Origin of the sequence: Roseococcus pinisoli, from assembly GCF_018413645.1 — a bacterium.
GTDB classification, from domain to species: domain Bacteria; phylum Pseudomonadota; class Alphaproteobacteria; order Acetobacterales; family Acetobacteraceae; genus Roseococcus; species Roseococcus pinisoli.
The window spans coordinates 85,136-101,983 of record NZ_JAHCDA010000006.1; the positions used below are offsets into that span (position 1 = coordinate 85,136).

18 protein-coding genes are annotated in these 16,848 nt (G+C 71.2%); 14 read left to right on the forward strand and 4 right to left on the reverse strand.

The features are described 5' to 3' along the window. Window positions 1-17: 17 nt before the first annotated feature. On the reverse strand, window positions 18-215 hold the full coding sequence (locus tag KHU32_RS22515; protein ID WP_213672436.1) for a 2-hydroxymuconate tautomerase: 198 nt from the start codon (window positions 213-215) through the stop codon (window positions 18-20). 291 nt (window positions 216-506) lie between these two features. Here KHU32_RS22515 and KHU32_RS22520 point away from each other — a divergent pair, with 291 nt between their 5' ends. From KHU32_RS22520 to KHU32_RS22580, 13 genes are all read left to right on the forward strand, one after another. Beyond that, on the forward strand, window positions 507-1,385 hold the full coding sequence (locus tag KHU32_RS22520; protein WP_249681537.1) for an ABC transporter permease: 879 nt from the start codon (window positions 507-509) through the stop codon (window positions 1,383-1,385). A 4-nt stretch (window positions 1,386-1,389) separates the two neighbouring features. Beyond that, window positions 1,390-2,151, forward strand: a complete 762-nt coding sequence (locus tag KHU32_RS22525) for an ABC transporter ATP-binding protein (RefSeq protein WP_213672437.1) — start codon at window positions 1,390-1,392, stop codon at window positions 2,149-2,151. A gap of 133 nt (window positions 2,152-2,284) precedes the next feature. Next, window positions 2,285-2,998: an urease accessory protein UreH domain-containing protein gene (locus KHU32_RS22530; protein ID WP_213672438.1), complete on the forward strand. Its 714-nt coding sequence runs from the start codon at window positions 2,285-2,287 to the stop codon at window positions 2,996-2,998. A gap of 60 nt (window positions 2,999-3,058) precedes the next feature. Next, window positions 3,059-4,549, forward strand: coding sequence for a cytochrome-c oxidase, cbb3-type subunit I (gene ccoN / locus KHU32_RS22535; RefSeq protein WP_213672439.1), 1,491 nt, complete (start codon window positions 3,059-3,061; stop codon window positions 4,547-4,549). Between the two features lie 13 nt (window positions 4,550-4,562). Beyond that, window positions 4,563-5,297, forward strand: a complete 735-nt coding sequence (ccoO, locus tag KHU32_RS22540) for a cytochrome-c oxidase, cbb3-type subunit II (RefSeq protein ID WP_213672440.1) — start codon at window positions 4,563-4,565, stop codon at window positions 5,295-5,297. Between the two features lie 11 nt (window positions 5,298-5,308). Then, window positions 5,309-5,461: a cbb3-type cytochrome oxidase subunit 3 gene (locus tag KHU32_RS22545; protein WP_213672441.1), complete on the forward strand. Its 153-nt coding sequence runs from the start codon at window positions 5,309-5,311 to the stop codon at window positions 5,459-5,461. A gap of 12 nt (window positions 5,462-5,473) precedes the next feature. Further along, window positions 5,474-6,352: a cytochrome-c oxidase, cbb3-type subunit III gene (gene ccoP, locus KHU32_RS22550; RefSeq protein ID WP_213672442.1), complete on the forward strand. Its 879-nt coding sequence runs from the start codon at window positions 5,474-5,476 to the stop codon at window positions 6,350-6,352. 19 nt (window positions 6,353-6,371) lie between these two features. Continuing rightward, a complete protein-coding gene (gene ccoG, locus KHU32_RS22555) occupies window positions 6,372-7,865 on the forward strand; it encodes a cytochrome c oxidase accessory protein CcoG (protein ID WP_213672486.1) in 1,494 nt (497 codons plus the stop codon). After that, complete coding sequence (locus KHU32_RS22560) at window positions 7,862-8,338, forward strand: FixH family protein (RefSeq protein WP_213672443.1); 477 nt, start codon at window positions 7,862-7,864, stop codon at window positions 8,336-8,338. Before ccoG ends, KHU32_RS22560 begins: the two co-directional genes overlap by 4 nt. Beyond that, a complete protein-coding gene (locus KHU32_RS22565) occupies window positions 8,335-10,695 on the forward strand; it encodes a heavy metal translocating P-type ATPase (protein WP_213672444.1) in 2,361 nt (786 codons plus the stop codon). The genes KHU32_RS22560 and KHU32_RS22565 overlap by 4 nt, the downstream gene beginning before the upstream one ends. Beyond that, a complete protein-coding gene (ccoS, locus tag KHU32_RS22570) occupies window positions 10,692-10,868 on the forward strand; it encodes a cbb3-type cytochrome oxidase assembly protein CcoS (RefSeq protein WP_213672445.1) in 177 nt (58 codons plus the stop codon). The genes KHU32_RS22565 and ccoS overlap by 4 nt, the downstream gene beginning before the upstream one ends. Then, window positions 10,844-11,041, forward strand: a complete 198-nt coding sequence (locus tag KHU32_RS22575; RefSeq protein WP_213672446.1) for a hypothetical protein — start codon at window positions 10,844-10,846, stop codon at window positions 11,039-11,041. Before ccoS ends, KHU32_RS22575 begins: the two co-directional genes overlap by 25 nt. An 80-nt stretch (window positions 11,042-11,121) precedes the next feature. Next, window positions 11,122-11,625: a hypothetical protein gene (locus KHU32_RS22580; protein ID WP_213672447.1), complete on the forward strand. Its 504-nt coding sequence runs from the start codon at window positions 11,122-11,124 to the stop codon at window positions 11,623-11,625. 13 nt (window positions 11,626-11,638) lie between these two features. Here the strand turns inward: KHU32_RS22580 and KHU32_RS22585 are convergent, their stop codons facing one another. From KHU32_RS22585 to KHU32_RS22595, 3 genes are all read right to left on the reverse strand, one after another. Further along, complete coding sequence (locus tag KHU32_RS22585; protein WP_347265590.1) at window positions 11,639-12,331, reverse strand: Crp/Fnr family transcriptional regulator; 693 nt, start codon at window positions 12,329-12,331, stop codon at window positions 11,639-11,641. A gap of 135 nt (window positions 12,332-12,466) precedes the next feature. Next, complete coding sequence (locus KHU32_RS22590; protein WP_213672449.1) at window positions 12,467-14,254, reverse strand: flavin-containing monooxygenase; 1,788 nt, start codon at window positions 14,252-14,254, stop codon at window positions 12,467-12,469. 70 nt (window positions 14,255-14,324) lie between these two features. Then, a complete protein-coding gene (locus tag KHU32_RS22595; RefSeq protein ID WP_213672450.1) occupies window positions 14,325-15,032 on the reverse strand; it encodes a GntR family transcriptional regulator in 708 nt (235 codons plus the stop codon). Window positions 15,033-15,119: 87 nt separating this feature from the next. Between KHU32_RS22595 and KHU32_RS22600 the strand changes: the two genes are divergently transcribed. Continuing rightward, window positions 15,120-16,847: an acetolactate synthase catalytic subunit gene (locus KHU32_RS22600; RefSeq protein ID WP_213672451.1), complete on the forward strand. Its 1,728-nt coding sequence runs from the start codon at window positions 15,120-15,122 to the stop codon at window positions 16,845-16,847. The last annotated feature ends 1 nt before the right edge of the window (window position 16,848 follow it).

A 16,848-nucleotide genomic window follows, 5' to 3' on the forward strand; every position in this document is an offset into this window, starting at 1 on the left:
AGGCCCTCCGGCAGGGCTCAGCCCTTGGGCGGCGTCTCTGAGGCCAGGACGCCGCCCGTGGCCCAGTCGGACTTCTCGACTTCCTGGAGGACGACCTGAACGGCCTGCGGCGTGCCGCCGGCCGTGGTCACGAAGGCCTCGGTGAGGGCCTTCACGAGGGCGCGCTTCTGGTCGGGGCTGCGGCCGGCATACATCTGGACCTGGATCATGGGCATGGGCGTTTCTCCGATGGGCCGCGACAGGCGGCGAGGGGGATGGGGTGCAGGATCGGGCGGTCGGGCCGTCCCGGCAAGGCGCCGCGGCGGCCGTTGCGCGGCCTGGGAGGAGCCAGGGAGGCTGGGTTGCGCCCCTCGCGGGCGGGTGCCGGCATCCTGGGCTTTCGCCGCCCCTCAAGGGGGCGTAAAACGCACAGGGCCTTCGACCAGGACGGGCACCTTGCGAACCGCGGCAAGACCGGGTCGAGGTGGGGCCGCTTCGGGACTTTCCACAGCGAGATGATCTGATTGATGACCAGGACCAGCATGGCTGCCTGCGGCCCTGACCGCACCGAGGGCGAGGCGATCGGCGAGCCCGTGATCATGCACGACGCCGGAAATCCGCAGCGCCTCCAGCGCGCCGTCGACGATCTGAGCTCGGGCTTCGGCCTCTGGCGCCTGGCCTGGGCGCTGGCGAGCGGCGACATCAAGGAGCGCTATCGGGGCTCGGTGCTGGGGCCGCTCTGGCTGACCCTCTCGACCGCGCTGATGCTGGGCATGCTCGGCGTGCTCTACGCCAAGCTGTTCCGGATCGACCTGGCCTCCTACCTGCCCTGGCTTTCGGCCAGCCTGGTCATCTGGGGAGTGCTCCTGCAAAGCGTCAATGACGCCTGTATCACCATGACGTCGTCGGAGGGCGTCATCCGGCAGATGCCTTTGCCCTATACGCTCCACGCCCTGCGGGCGGTGTTTCGCAACGCCCTGGTCGCCGCGCACAACCTGCCCCTCATTCTCATTGTGCTGGCACTGTTCGGGATAATGCCGGGCTGGGAAGCCCTGATGGCCATTCCTGGCCTCATCCTGCTGGCCTTCTGCGCTTTCTGGGCCGGGCTGCTGTTCGGCGCGGTCTGCGCGCGCTTTCGCGACATCCCCCCGATCATCGCCTCCATCATGCAGATCGCCTTCTTCATGACGCCGATCATCTGGAAGCCGGAACTGGTGGGCCACTGGCAGCCCTGGCTGCCGCTCAACCCCTTCTATTCGATGATGGAGATCGTCCGCGCGCCGCTGCTGGGCAGGCCCTTCCCCCTGATCGAATGGGTGGCGTCGCTGGTCTATTCGGGCCTGCTGGGCGTGGCCGCCTTCGCGCTCTTTGCGCGCTTCCGCAACCGCATCGCTTTCTGGGTCTGAAGAGATGGCACGCATCGAGGCCCAGGGCCTGTCCATCGACTATCCGCTCTATCACCATAACGGGCGCTCCCTGAAGAAGCGCCTGCTGGGGAATGGGCCCGGACGGCTGAAGGCGGATAGCGGTAGCACGGTGGCCGTGGCCGCGTTGCGCAGCCTCGACTTCGTTATCGAACGAGGCGAGCGGGTTGCGCTCATCGGCCCGAACGGTGCCGGAAAATCCACTTTGCTGCGGGCCCTGGCGGGCATCTACGAGCCGGCCGGCGGTCGCCTGACCCTCCAGGGGACCATCGCCTCGCTCATCGATCCGAATGCCGGCGTCAACGCGCTGCTGACGGGGCGGGAGAACATCGCCCTTCACTGCCTGTATCGCGGCCTGAAGGGCGAAGAGGCGGAACGCTTCACCGAATATGCGGTCTCCTTCGCCGATCTGGGCGAGTTCATCGACCTGCCGATCCGTGGTTACTCGGCCGGCATGAACATCCGCCTGGGCTTCGCCCTTGCGACCGCGAAGGCCCCGGCCATCCTGCTGATGGACGAGTGGCTGGCCGCGGGCGACCAGAACTTCATGAAGAAGGCGGACCAGCGCCTCGGCGAGCTTGTCGGCCAGGCCGAGATCCTGGTGATCGCGACGCACTCCATGGACATCGTGAACAAGTGGTGCACCCGGGCGATCCATATGGAGGGGGGGCGGATCGTGGACGACGTTCCCCTGACCCGTCCGGCGCCCGAGGCGGACGAGGTCGAGACCGCCCCGTCGGTCGCCTGAACCGGGCGTGGCGGGGCCAGGATTCAACCTGCCCCCGCCGCTTGATCTTCCGGTGACCGATCGGCAGGGCCCGCGCCTGCCCGCCTTGCGCTGAATCAAGGAACGTCTCCCTGCCGCATGCCATGCGGCGGCCATGTTGTCCGATTGCCTGCATAGCCTGACGGCCCTGGGCGCCGATGGCGCCCTCGCGCTGGCGGGGGCCATGTTCCTGGCCGGGCTCGCCGGCGGGGTGACCCATTGCGCGGGGATGTGCGGGCCCTTCGTCATCGCCCAGACGGTGCAGGGCCTGCCCTCCGGCCGCCTCGCGCGGCTGACCGGGCTTCATCTTCTTCCCTACCAACTCGGCCGCGCGGCGGGTTATGTCGCGCTCGGCGGTGCTGCCGGCGCTGCCGTGGGGCTGGCCTCCCTTGGCCTGTCGCGATCCCTGCTCGCCGTGCCGCTGGTCCTGGCCGCGCTTCTCATGCTGGTCCAGGCCGTCCCAGGGCTTTCGCTGCCTTGGCGTCTGCCCACGCTGCCGGTGCCAAGGCTGATGAGGGGCCTTCTGTCGCAAGGGGCGCCAAGCCCGTGGCGGCGCTTCCTGCTGGGGCTGATGCTCTCGGCCTTGCCCTGCGGTCTCCTCTACGCCGCGTTGGCGGCCGCCGCGGCAAGTGGCAGTGCGCTGGCCGGGGCCCTGGCCATGCTGGCCTTCGTCGCGGGCACCGTGCCGGGCCTCACCGGCGTTTCCGTCCTCGGCAGCTTCTTTGGCCGGCGTTTCGGCGCCCGGCTGAGGCTGTTCGGCGCGCTCGCCCTCCTGGTGAACGCAGCCCTGCTCCTCGCCCTCGCCCTGCGCGTCGTGGCCGAGGCTTGATTCAAATCAAGGCCCCTCGCGCCGGGATGTCCGATCAGACCTCCATGCCAGGAGTTCCTCATGCACGATAACGTGATCGCGGCGGCGGACGCGCCGTTGGCGCGCCACACCCCACGCGCGCAGCCCCTTTATGTCGAGGCGCCCCTGCGGGCCTTCGCGGTCGCCACCATCTTCTGGGGCATCGCGGGCTTCCTCGTCGGCGTCTACATCGCCTTTCAGCTGGCCTTCCCGGCGCTGAACCTCGGCCTCGAATACACGACCTTCGGCCGACTGCGCCCGCTGCACACCTCGGCGGTGATCTTCGCCTTCGGCGGCAATGCCCTGATGCTGACGAGCCTCTACGTCGTGCAGCGCACCTGCCGCGCGCGGCTCCTGGGCGGTGACGATGCGGGCTGGTTCCTCTTCTGGGGCTACAACTTCTTCATCGTGATCGCGGCGACCGGCTACCTGCTCGGCGTCACGCAGGGCAAGGAATACGCCGAGCCAGAATGGTATGCCGATCTCTGGCTGACCTTCGTCTGGGTGGCCTACCTGGTCATCTACGGCGGCACGATCCTGCGGCGCGAGGAGCCGCATATCTACGTCGCGAACTGGTTCTTCCTTGCCTTCATTATCACCGTCGCCGTGCTGCATCTCGGCAACAACATGGCGCTGCCGGTCTCCTTCGCCGGCGCCAAGTCCTACGGCGCCGCGGCCGGCGTGCAGGATGCCATGATCCAGTGGTGGTACGGCCACAACGCGGTGGGCTTCTTCCTCACCTCGGGCTTTCTCGGGATGATGTACTACTTCGTGCCGAAGCAGGCCGAGCGGCCGATCTACTCCTACCGCCTCTCGATCGTGCACTTCTGGGCGCTGACCTTCCTCTACATCTGGGCGGGCCCGCACCACCTGCACCACACCGCGCTGCCCGACTGGGCGCAGGTGCTGGGCATGGTGTTCTCGATCATGCTGTGGATGCCCTCCTGGGGCGGCATGATCAACGGGCTGATGACGCTCTCCGGCGCCTGGGACAAGCTGCGCACCGATCCGGGGCTGCGCTTCTCCGTCGCCGCGCTGGGCTTCTACGGCATCGCGACCTTCGAGGGGCCGGTGATGTCGATCCGCGCCGTCAACTCGCTGTCGCACTACACCGACTGGACGATCGGCCACGTGCATTCCGGCGCGCTGGGCTGGAACGGCTTCATCACCTTCGGCGTGCTCTACTGGCTCGTGCCGCGCCTCTGGGGCCGCACCGCGCTCTGGTCGACCAAGCTGGCCAACTGGCACTTCTGGATCGCGACGCTGGGCATCCTTCTCTACATCACCTCGATGTGGGTGTCGGGCATCATGCAGGGCCTGATGTGGCGCGCCTACGATCACCTGGGCTTCCTCCAGTACTCCTTCGTGGAGACGGTGGCGGCGATGCACCCCTACTACGTGATCCGCGCCATGGGCGGCGTGCTTTACCTCATCGGCGCGCTGCTGATGGCCTACAACCTGTACCGCAGCGTGCGGGCTCCCCAGGAGGAGCCGCACGGCATCCTCCCGGCCGCCGCGCGCGTGGCCGCCTGAGGAGACGCATCGCATGTTCGGCATTCGCTTCAGCCACAGCAAGATCGAGCGGAACCTCATCCTGCTCGGCGTGCTGACGCTGATCACCATCTCGATCGGCGGGCTCGTCCAGGTGATCCCGCTCTTCACCATCGAGAGCACGATCGAGCGCGTCGGCGGCATCCGCCCCTATACCCCGCTGGAGCTCGCGGGGCGCGACATCTACGTGCGGGAGGGGTGCTACACCTGCCACAGCCAGATGGTGCGCCCCTTCCGCGACGAGCGGGAGCGCTATGGCCACTACAGCCTCGCGGCCGAGAGCATGTACGACCGGCCCTTCCAGTGGGGCAGCAAGCGCACGGGCCCGGACCTCGCCCGCGTCGGCGGCCGCTATTCGGACGAATGGCACGTGCTGCACCTGCGCGACCCGCGGGCGCTGGTGCCCGAGACCGTGATGCCGGCCTACGCCTTCCTCGACCGGCCGCTGAGCTACGCCAACATGCGCGACCGTCTCGCGGCGCTGCGGCGCCTGGGCGTGCCCTACACGGAGGAGATGGTGACCAACGCCGTCGCCGACCTCGAGGCGCAGGCGCGCCCGGCCGAGGACGGCAGCGCCTTCGCCGCCCGCTACGCCCGCGCCCGCCAGATGGACCCTGACGGCAATCCGCGCGTCGTCACGGAGATGGATGCGGTCGTGGCCTATCTGCAGATGCTCGGCACCCTCGTGGACTTCTCCGAGGTCACGCCCGAGCAACTGCGGCAGCAGTAGGGGAGGGCGAGATGGACATCCACGAATTCCACAGCCTGCTGACCACCGCCTGGGTCATCTGGTTCTTCGTGCTCTTCACGGGGATCGTCGTCTGGGCCTTCCGGCCGTCACGGCGCGAGCGCTTCGAGACCGCGCGCCAGATCCCGCTGCGCGACACTGAATAGGGGATCGGCAAGATGGACGATCATTCGAATTTCGATCCCGTCACCGGCCGGACCACGACCGGCCACGAGTGGGACGGCATCCGCGAGCTCAACACGCCGCTGCCCAAGTGGTGGCTCTGGACCTTCTACGCCTGCATCGCCTTCGCGGCGGTCTGGGTGGTGCTGTATCCCGCGCTGCCCTTCACCGGCGCCACGGGCCTGCTCGGCCACACCACCCGTGGCGATGCCGAGCGCGACCGCGCCCAGCAGGCGGCCACGGCCGAGCCCATGCTCGCCCGGCTGCGCGCGGCGACGCCCGCGCAGATCCTCGCGGATCCGGACCTGCGCGCCTATGCCATGGCGGGTGGCCGCGTGGCCTTCGCCAATACCTGCGCCGGCTGCCACGGCGCGGGCGGGCAGGGCGCGCCCGGCTTCCCGAGCCTGGCGGATGACGAGTGGCTCTGGGGCGGCGACCTCGAGGCGATCGAGCGCACGATCCGCCACGGCATCCGCGCGCCCGACGACGACGCGACGCACAACTCGCTCATGCCGCGCTTCGTGGCCGACGGCATGCTCACCACCGCGCAGGCGAGCGACGTGACCGAGCATGTGCTGGCCATGACCGGGCGCGCGACGGATGCGGCGGCAGCCACGCGCGGCGCTGCGCTCTTCGCCGAGAACTGCGCGAGCTGCCATGGCGAGCGCGGGCAGGGCAACCGCGAGATGGGCGCGCCCCGCCTCGACGACCGCGTCTGGCTCTACGGCGGGGACCGCGCGAGCATCCTGCGCACCGTCTCCCTGGGGCGCGGCGGCGTGATGCCGGCCTGGGAGTCGCGCCTCGATCCGGCGACCATCCGCATGCTCGTCATCTACCTCCACAGCCTGGGCGGCACCGAGGCCGCGGCTCCGTGAGCAACGCGCAGTGAGCAAGATGGACAAGCCCGAAGCCTTCGCGCCCGACGACCGCGACCAGCCCCTCTATGCCGACCGCGTGCGGGTCTACCCGCAGGCGGTGCAGGGGCCGGTGCGCCGGGCGAAATGGGTGATCCTGATCGTCTGCCTCGGGCTCTACTACCTTGTGCCCTGGCTGCGGTGGGACCGCGGGCCGGGCCAGCCCGACCAGGCGGCGCTCGTGGACCTGGAGCGCGGGCGGCTGTTCTTCTTCTTCCTCGAGATCTGGCCGCAGGAGGTCTACTACCTCACGGGCCTGCTTCTGCTCGGCGCCATCGCGATCTTCGCCGCGACGGCGCTGTTCGGCCGCGTCTGGTGCGGTTTCACCTGCCCGCAGACGGTCTGGACCGACCTCTTCATGCTGGTCGAGCGCTGGATCGAGGGCGACCGCAACGCCCGCATGCGCCGCGACCAGAAGGCGCGCTGGAGCGCGAGCGACTGCGCGTGCAAGGTGACGAAGCACGCCGCGTGGCTGGCGATCGCGGCGGCCACCGGCGGTGCCTGGGTGATGTACTTCACCGACGCGCCGACGCTGGCGCGGGACCTCCTGGCACTGAACGTCTCCACCACCCTGCTGGGCTTCGCGGGCCTCTTCACCCTCACGACCTATGTGCTGGCCGGCTGGGCGCGGGAGCAGGTCTGCACCTACATGTGCCCCTGGCCGCGCTTCCAGGCGGCGATGCTCGACCCCGACAGCCTGGCCGTCTCCTATCGCAGCTGGCGGGGCGAGCCGCGCGGCAAGGCACATGACGCCGGCGCCGGCGACTGCGTGGATTGCCGCGCCTGCGTGAACGTCTGCCCCACGGGCGTGGACATCCGCGACGGCCTGCAGATGGCCTGCATCAATTGCGGCCTCTGCATCGATGCCTGCGACGGCATCATGGACAAGCTGGGCCGCCCCAAGGGCCTCATCGCCTTCGAGACCATCGGCAACCTCGCCGTGGCCGAGGCGGCCGTCGCCCCCCTGCCGCCCGGGCGCGGGCGCTGCGCGGTGGGGATGGAGGCGCGCCGGCCGGTGCGGCTGCTGCGGCCGCGGACCTGGGTCTATGCGGCCGCCATGGCCGCGATCGTGCTGTCGATGATCACCGGGCTCGCGGTGCGGCAGCCCGTCTCGCTGGAGGTGCTGCGCGACCGCGCGCCGCTCTTCGTGCGCCTCGCCGATGGCGGCATCCGCAACAGCTACACGCTGAAGCTCTCCGACCGGCGGTCCGAGCCCGAGACGCTGGCGCTCGAAGTGGATGGCCTTCCCGCCGGCGCGGCCTGGCAGGTGCTGGGCGTCGCGCAGGAGGACGAGGCCGGCCACCCGCTCGTCACCACCCGGCCGGACGGCGTGGCCGAGTACCGCCTCTTCGTCACCGCGCCGGTGCATGCCCTTCCGCAGGAGGAGGGCACGCCGATCACGGTCCGCCTGCTCGGGCAGGGCCACGCCATCCGCGCCGCTTCCACCACCAGCTTCCTGAGGCCCCGCCCATGAGCTCCGCTTCGCCCGCCATCCGGCGCAGCCGCTGGATTCCCTGGGTCTTCGTCGCCGGCTTCGGCGTCGTCATCGCGGTGAATGCCGTGCTCATCACGGCGGCGGTGACCACCTTCACCGGCACCACGACGGTCGGCGCCTATGATCGCGGGCGCGGCTACGGCGCCGTCCTGGCCGAGGCCGAGCGGCAGCGCGCTTTGGGCTGGCGCGCGGCGGTCGTCAGGTCGGGCGATGCGGTGCAGATCGCCGTCCGGCAGCCCGACGGCGCGCCGCTGCCCGCCGATGCCACCGTCACCGGCTTCCTGCAGCGGCCGCTGGAGCGCACGACCATGCCGCTGGTCTTCCAGCCTTCGGCACCTGGCGTCTGGCGCGCCTCGGCCGAGGCGCCCGCGCCGGGCGCGTGGGAGGCCGTGCTGACCGTGCGGCGCGGCGAGGAACGGCTCGAGCTGCGCGAGAGGCTGACCTTCCCGTGAACGCTCTTCCGGCCCGTCTCGAAGCGGAAGCGCCGCGCGTCTCGGCCGCGGCCTGTGCGCATTGTGGCGCGCCGGTCGCGCCCGGCGCGGGACGCTTCTGCTGCACGGGCTGCGAGGGCGCGGCCGCGCTCATCTCGGGCCTCGGCCTCGATGCCTTCTACCTCCGGCGCGAGGGCGCGACGGCCGATCTCCGCCCCGTACCGCTGCCCCCCGTCGACTTCGCCGCCCGCGCGGTGCCGCTGCGGGACGGGAAGGAACAGCGGCTGGAGCTGATGGTCGCGGGCCTCACCTGCGGCGCCTGCGTCTGGCTCGTGGAGCAGGCCCTGGCCGCGGAGCCCGAGGTGATGCGGGCACGCGCCAGCCTCTCGGCCCGGCGGCTCACCGTCGTCTGGCGCGGCCCGGCCGATCGCGCCGAGGCCCTGGCCGGCATCGTGGCGCGGCTGGGCTTCCGGGTCGCGCCCTGGTCGGCGGCCTGCCTGCGCGCGGCCGAGGATGCCGAGGAAAAGGCGCTGATCCGCGCCCTCGGCCTCGCGGCCTTCGGCGCTTCCAACGTGATGATGCTCTCGGTCGCCGTCTGGGTCGGCACTGATATGGGCGACGCCACGCGCCAGCTGATGCACTGGCTTGCGGCGCTCATCGCCATGCCGGTGGTGCTGGTCGCCGGCATGCCCTTCTACCGCTCGGCCTATGCGGCGCTGCGGGCGGGCCGTGTGAACATGGACATGGCCGTCTCGCTCGGCGTGCTCGCGACCACGGCGATGAGCCTGTCCGAGACGCTGCGCGACGGCCCCTATACCTGGTTCGATGGCGCCACGGCGCTGCTGGCGCTGCTGCTCGCCGGCCGCGTGCTCGACCGTGCGGCGCGCCGCCGCGCCCGCCAGGCCTGCGCCGAGCTGATCGCCCTGCAATCGGCCGAGGTGACCCAGCTGGCGCCCGACGGCACCTCCCGCCGCCTCGGCGCCGAGCAGGTCCGCCCCGGCGCACGGCTGTTGATCGCGACCGGGGAACGCCTGTCGCTGGACGGCGTGCTGGAGGAGGGCGAGGCCCTGCTCGACACCGCCGCCACCACGGGCGAGAGCCTGCCGCGCGCCTTCCCGGCCGGCGAGGCGCTGCCGGCGGGCGCCGTCAATCTCGGCGCGGCCTTCGTTCAGCGCGTGACCGCCGCGGCCGCCGAGGGCTCGCTCGCCGCCGTGTCGCGCCTGCTGGAGCGCGCGGAGCAGGCGCGCGGCCGCTACGTTTCCATCGCCGATCGCGCCGCGCGGATCTACGTGCCGGTCGCGCATGCCGTGGCGCTCGCGACCTTTCTCGGCTGGTGGCTCGGCGTCGGTATGCCCTGGCAGGTGGCGCTGGTGCCGGCGGTGGCCGCGCTCATCGTGACCTGCCCCTGCGGCCTCGCCATCGCGGTGCCGGCCGTGCAGGTGGTGGCCGTCGGCGCGCTGTTCCGCCGCGGCGTGCTGGTGGGCTCGCCCACGGCGCTGGAGCGGCTGGCCGCCTGCGACGTGGCGGTGCTGGACAAGACCGGCACGCTGACGACCGGCCATCCCGAATTGCTGCCCGACCCGGCGCGCCCGGCTGGCGCGCTGGAGGCCGCGGCGGCCCTGGCCGCCAGCAGCCGCCACCCGCTGGCCCGCGCCCTCGTCGCGGCCTGCCCGCTGCCCGTGCGTGCGGCCGGCGAGGTCGTCGAGGTCCTGGGTGCTGGGCTGATGCGCGGCGTGGAGCGCCTGGGCAGCGCCGGCTTCTGCGGCGCCGAAAGCGCGGGGGAGGCCGGGCCCTCGCTCTGGTACCGCGCCGACGCGGCCTCGGCGCCCGTGGTCTTCCGCTTCGCCGATCCGCTGCGCCCCGATGCGCGCCAGGCGATCGAGGAGCTGCGCCGCCTCGGCCTGCGGGTCGAGCTGCTGTCGGGCGACACGCCCGCCGCCGTGGCCTGGGCGGCCGCCTCCCTCGGCATCGACGAATGGCGTGCCGGCGCCTCGCCCGCCGACAAGGCCGCGCGCATCGAGGAGCTCCGCGCCCAGGGCCGGCGGCCGCTCATGCTCGGCGACGGCATCAACGATGCCGCGGCGCTGGCGCTCGCCCATGCCTCGGCCAGCCCCGCAGGCAGCACCGACCTCGCCCAGGCGGCGGCCGACCTGGTGTTGCGCGCCGAAGGCCTTTCCGGCCTGCCGGCCGCCATCCGCACGGCGCGGCGGGCGCAGGCGGCGGCGCGCCAGAACATCGCCTTCAGCCTCACCTACAACGTCGTGGCGGTGCCCATGGCCGTGCTCGGCTTCGTCACGCCGCTGCTGGCCGCGGTGGTGATGGCCTCCTCCTCGATGGTGGTGATCCTCAACGCGCTTCGTACCGGGAGGTCCGCATGAACGCCCTCGCGCTGCTGGTGCCACTGGCCCTCGGCCTCGGGCTTCTCGCTCTGCTGTTCTTCGCCTGGACCCTGCGCGACGGCCAGTACGAGGACCCCGACGGCGCCGCCGCCCGCATTCTTTTCGACGACAACCAGGAGACCCCGCCATGCCCGACATCGGATTCACGCTGAGCCGCTTCGTCTACCTCGCCGGCTCCTTCCTGCTGGCCATCCTCGGCCTCTTCGCCATCGCGCGCGCGGAAGATGTGGGGATGACGCTCTTCGGCACGGGGCTGACCCTCGTCAGCATCGGCTTCGGCCTCTTCATCGTGAAGCGCGGCGCCGACTCGCTCTACGGCGAGTGAGCGCGGGCGTGGCCGGGTTGATCGAGGTCAACACGCGCCCGCATCCCATGCGCGATACAGGAAGAAGGGGGAGCCGGGAATTGCAGCAGGATATCGAGCAGGATCGGCAGCTCCGCCTTCCCGGGCATTTCCTGGACGGGCAGGCGCGGCTGCGCGCGCTGTGCGACGGGCTGGAGGCGGTGGCAGACGGGCTTCCGGCGATGCCGCCGCCCGCGATCGTTCATGACCTCGTCGAAGGCTTGCTCACTTTATTGCCCGCCCATCAGCGCAGCATCGGCGCCTTGCTCGACACGCTGGCGGCGGAGGACGATCCCTGCGCGCTGCGCCGGGCGCTGGCCGGGCGGATCCGCAGCCAGCATGTGACGGATCTGGTCCATGCGCAGGATCTTGGCGCCGTGCTGATGGAGCCCGAGCCGGGTGCCCTGCCGGAGCTGGGCTACATGCTGCGCTGCTTCTTCCTCGGCTCCCGCCGCGCACTGGCCTTCGAGGCGCTGGCCTTGCTGCATCTCGGCGGCGAGGCTCCGCCGGAGCTCATCGCGGCGATCGGCGAGGGCCTCGCCCCGCGGACCGCCCGCGTGGATTGAACGGTGGGGCCGCTCAGGCGGCCTCGGCCCTCAGTTTCAGCGCGACCCGGTTGCGGATCGCCACCTGGCGGCCCGAAGGCAGGTCGATCAGCCCGTCGCGCTTCAGCTTGGTCAGCTGCCGGCTGACGGTCTCGATGGTGAGGCCCAGCACGTCGGCGATCTGGGAGCGGGTGAGGGGGAGCTCGAACTCCGTCCGGCAGGGCGGCGCGTTCCGCGCGAGGTGGTCGGCCATGTCCAGCAGGAAGCTCGCGACCTTCTCCTCGGCGGTCTTGCGGCCCAGCATCAGCATGCGGGCGCGCGCCTCGTCCAGCGCGGCCAGCGTGCGGCGCAGCAGCAGCCGCTCCAGATGGACATGGTTCTCGAGCGCCGCCTCGAAGCCCTTCCGCGGGAAGACGCAGAGCTCGACCTCGGTGAGGGCGGTGATGCTGTGCTCGGCCTCCTCGGCGAAGGGGCGGCCCACGAAATCGGCGGGGTAGAGCAGGCCCACGATCTGCTCGCGGCCATCTGCGGTGGAGGCGCTGAGCTTCAGCACACCCGAGAGCAGGTTGGCGCAGACGACGGCGTCATCCCCCGCCCAGACCAGCGTCTCGCCCCGGCCGAGGCGGCGGGAGCGCCCGATGCTGTTGAGTGTGGTGAGTTCCGAATCGGTCAGGCTGCCGCAGAGCGACTGGTCCCGGACCACGCATTCGGTGCAGATCTGCGCCACAGCCTTCTCTCCGCCGCCCTTATGGGCGGCTCCCCTGGTCACCTGTTACCCCAGGATAGCCCCAATGCGCGAAGTTCGCGATGGCCGCAGCGCCGCCCCCCGCGCAAGGCGGCCCCGCCCGCACCGGGCTTCCGGCTAGGGGGCGAAGGCCTTGGGATCGTAAACAGGCGTCTTGAGGCCGAGCATGCGGGCCTGGATCTGCAGGGCCAGGAGGCGCGAGTAGAACCGAACCTGCTGCAGATTCCCGCCCTGCAGCCACAGCCCTTCCTGCCGCGTCGGCTTCCACATGTTGCGTAGCTCGCCGACCCAGGGCCCCGGATCCATCCGCGTGTTCGAGCCGAGGCCCCAGACATGGCCGACGCGCGCCGCCACCTCGGGCGAGATCAGCCGCGCGATCCAGCTCTCCATCGGCTCGTAGCCCGTCGCATAGACGATGAGGTCCGCCTCCAGCCGCGTGCCGTCGGTGAGCTCCACGCCCTCCGGATGCAGCCGTGCGACCTCGACGCCGCTGCGCAGCCCGATCTCGCCATTGGCCACGAGCTCGGAGGCGCCGACGTCGATGTAGTAGCCGGAGGCGCGGCGGAGGTACTTCATCGAGAGGCCGGTCTCGTCGTCGCCGAAGTCCAGCAGGAAGCCGGCCTTCTCCAGCCGCTCGTAGAAGGCCGCGTCATGGGCGCGCAGCGCGGGATAGGTGCTGCGCTGCAGCTCCGCCACCATCGCATAGGGGCGGGAGGCGGCCATGTAGTCGGCCTGTTCCGTGGTGATGCCGGCGGCCAGCGCCTCCTCCGAGAAGAGCTTGCTGGTGAAGAACTTGAACAGCGTCTCGGCGCGCACCACCAGCGTGGAGGAGCGCTGCAGCATGGTGACCTCGGCCCCGTGCTCCCAGAGGTCGGCGCAGATGTCGTGCGCGGAGTTGTTGGAGCCGACGACGAGGCATTTCCGGCCCGCATAGGCCGCGCCGCTGGTGAAGGCGCTGGAATGGCACTGGTGCCCGCGGAAGCTTTCGGCGCCGGGGAGGCGCGGCATGGCGGGCGCGCCGGACAGGCCGGTGGCGATGACCAGCTGCCTGGGCCGCAGCGTCACGGGCCGCCCTTCGCGTTCCACCTGCACGGTCCATTCCCCGGTGGCTGCGTCGTAGCTGGCGCCGCGCGCGGTGGTGGAGCTCCAGACCGGCACCTCCATCATCTCCGCATAGGCTTCGAGCCAGTCGCCCATGCGGTCCTTCGGGATGTAGACCGGCCAATGCGGCGGGAACGGCATGTAGGGCAGGTGGTTCGCCCAGATCGGGTCATGCAGGTGCAGCGAGCGGTAGCGCCGCCGCCAGGCGTCGCCGGGCCGCTCCAGGCTGTCCACCACCAGCACCGGCACCTCGAGCCGGTTCAGCCGCGCCGCCAGCGCCAGGCCGCCCTGGCCGCCGCCCACGATGAGGCAATAGGGCTGGGTGGTGTCGCCGAGCGCCTCCTCCCGCGCGCGGCGCTGTTCGACCCAGGTCGGCCGTCCGCGCTTCGCGCCGTGGTCCACGCCCATCTCGCGGCGGGGGCCGGTGCGCTCCTCATGGCCCTTGATGCCGGCCGCCGCGGTGAGGAGCGTCCAGGCCGCGCCGTCCTTCTGCCGGAGATGGCCGCGGCCCTTCAGCTGCGCCGTCTCGAAGCCGAACCAGGCCTCGACGATGCCGTCGGCCTCCCGCGCGGTGCCGGGCTCGATCTCGAAGCCCTTGGCGCCGGCCAGGCGGTCCCGGGGCAGGGCCGCGATCTCCTCGCGGCCGTCGAGCGTCACGATCGACCAGGTGAAGCAGAGCAGGTCGCGCCAGCGGCCGTCGGGCAGGAAGAGCGCCGCCACCGAGGCCGCCTCCGCCGAGGCCAGCGCCGCCTCCAGCCTCGCGAGCCAGGATCGGGCTTGATTCTCGGCGGTCAGTTGAAGCACGGGCGTCCTCCTCGGTCCTGTCGGGACAAGAGCAGCCCATCCCCCGCCCGGCCGCAACCGGGGGGAGCGCTCAGCCGACGAGGCGGCCGCGGCGAGGGGGCTCGGGCGCCTTGGTGAGCTGCGGCGCCACGATCTTCGCGTAGACGCGAAGGTCGCGCTCGATCGCCGCGCGGGCACGGGCCGGATCGTGGGCGTCGAGCGCGTTCAGCAGCTCGTCGTGTGGATGGCCCTCGAGCCAGGCGGGGCGGGGCGATGAGAGCACGAGGTTGATGGTGGGGCCGGCCTGGGTCCAGAGATGCTCGACGACGCGCTGCAGCACCGGCATCCGGGCGATGGCGATGACGCCGAAATGGAAGCGCTCGTTCTCCTCGAGCCCGACCGCTACGTCATTGTCCTGCCGTGCCTGCAGCAGCCGGGAATGGATGTCGCGCAACTGCCGGACGTCGGCCGGCGTGGCGAGCGTCGCGGCCCGCGCGGCGGCGAGGCCTTCCAGCTCGACGCGCAGGTCCATGATCTCCAGGTAGCGCTCCGGCTGGAGCCGCGGCACCCAGGCGATGCCCCGGGCATCCAGCTCCAGCGCGCCCTCCGACACCAGGCGCAGCAGGGCCTCGCGCACCGGTGTGGGGCTGACGCCGAGCTCGCTCGCCAGTTGCCGGTGAACGAGCTTCTGGCCGGGCACGAGCCTGCCCCCCACCAGGGCGCCCCTCAGGCGTCCATAGACCTTCTCGGTCAGAGTCTCTTCCCGGTCGACGGGCGTAAAGGTCGTTTCGGCTGTCACCCAGCCAATCTTCCCAGGGGAGGTTGACCTGTCAAGGAAGTGGCGATTTGATATTGCAAACATCATATCGCGATGGAGACGCCACAAATGCCTGAAGCTGGTTCCTCAGCTACCCCTAATGTCACGGTCGCCCTTCGGCTGGCCGAGGCCTTCGCCCGCCATGGCGTGACCACGACCTTCGGTCAGAGCCTCCCCTCCGCCTTCCATCTCGCGGCGCCGCATGCCGGCATCAGCCAGACGGTCTACCGGCAGGAGAACATGGGCGGCACGATGGCCGACGGTTACGCCCGCATCTCCCACAAGGTGGGCGTCGTCACGGCCCAGAACGGCCCGGCCGCCACGCTGCTGGTGGCGCCGCTCGCCGAGGCGCTGAAGGTCAGCGTTCCGGTCATCGCGCTGGTGCAGGAAGTCACGCGCGACGCCGTCGACAAGAACGCCTTCCAGGAGCTCGACCACTTCAAGCTGTTCGAGGGCGTGGCCAAGTTCATCCGCCGCATCGACCGCGCCGATCGCCTCGAGGACTACGTGGACATGGCCTTCACGGCCGCCACCTCGGGCCGCCCGGGCCCGGCCGTCCTGCTGCTGCCGGCCGACCTGCTGCTGGAGAAGGCGGCCGCCGCCTCGCAGCGCCGCGCCTCGCTCGGCACCTTCCCGCTCGACCGCACCCTGGCCGATCCCGTCCGCATCGAGGAAGCCGCGGCGCTGCTCGCCAAGGCCGAGCGCCCGCTGATCATCGCCGGCGGTGGCGTGCACATCTCCGACGCCGCCCAGGAGCTGGCCGCGCTGCAGCAGGATGCGAGCCTGCCCGTCGCCACCACCTTCATGGGCAAGGGCAGCGTCGACGAGACGCATCCGCTCTCCGTCGGCGTGGTCGGCAACACCATGGGCCGCGGCGCGCGCACGCATGAGCTGCGTTCGATGGTGACGGAGGCCGACGTCGTCCTGCTCGTGGGCAACCGCACGAACCAGAACGGCACGGATTCCTGGACGCTGTATCCCAAGGGCGCCCGCTTCATCCACCTCGACCCGGATCCCTCGGAGATCGGCCGCAACTACGAGGCGCTGCGCCTGACGGGCGACGCCAAGCTGACGCTGGTCGCGCTGCGTGAGGCCCTGCTGCGGCAGGATCTGGCCACCCGTGCCGCCGCCCGCCCGAAGGTCGAGGCGCAGATCGCCAAGGCCGTCGAGAACTGGCGCCAGCTGATCGCCGGTGTCACCACCCGCGATGGCGGCCCGGTGCGCCCCGAGCGCGTCGCGACCGAGATCGACAAGCGCCTCCCCGTCGACGGCATCGTCTGCGCGGACGCCTCCTACTCGTCCAACTGGATCACGGGCTACATCACGGCGCGCCGCGCGGGTCAGCGCTTCCTCACGCCGCGCGGCCTGGCCGGCCTCGGCTGGGGCGTGCCGCTGGGCATCGGCGCGCAGGTCGCTGCGCCGGACAAGCGGGTCGTGGTGCTCTGCGGTGACGGCGGCTTCGGCCATTCCTGGGCGGAGCTCGAGACGCTGCGCCGCCTGCAGATCCCGCTGACGGTCGTGGTGCTGAACAACGGCATCCTGGGCTTCCAGAAGCACGCCGAGGACGCGAAGTACGGCGATCACACGGTGGCTTGCGACTTCGCCGAGGTGGACCATGCCGCGATCGCGCGCGCCTGCGGCATCGCCGGCGTGCGGGTCGAGCGTGGCGAGGATGTGGGCCCCGCGCTCGACGCGGCCTTCGCCTCCGGCAAGCCGACGCTGATCGAGGTCATCACCGACCCGAACGGCAAGCCGCCGCTGGGCATCTACAGCACGTTCTACCCGGAACCGTTCTGAA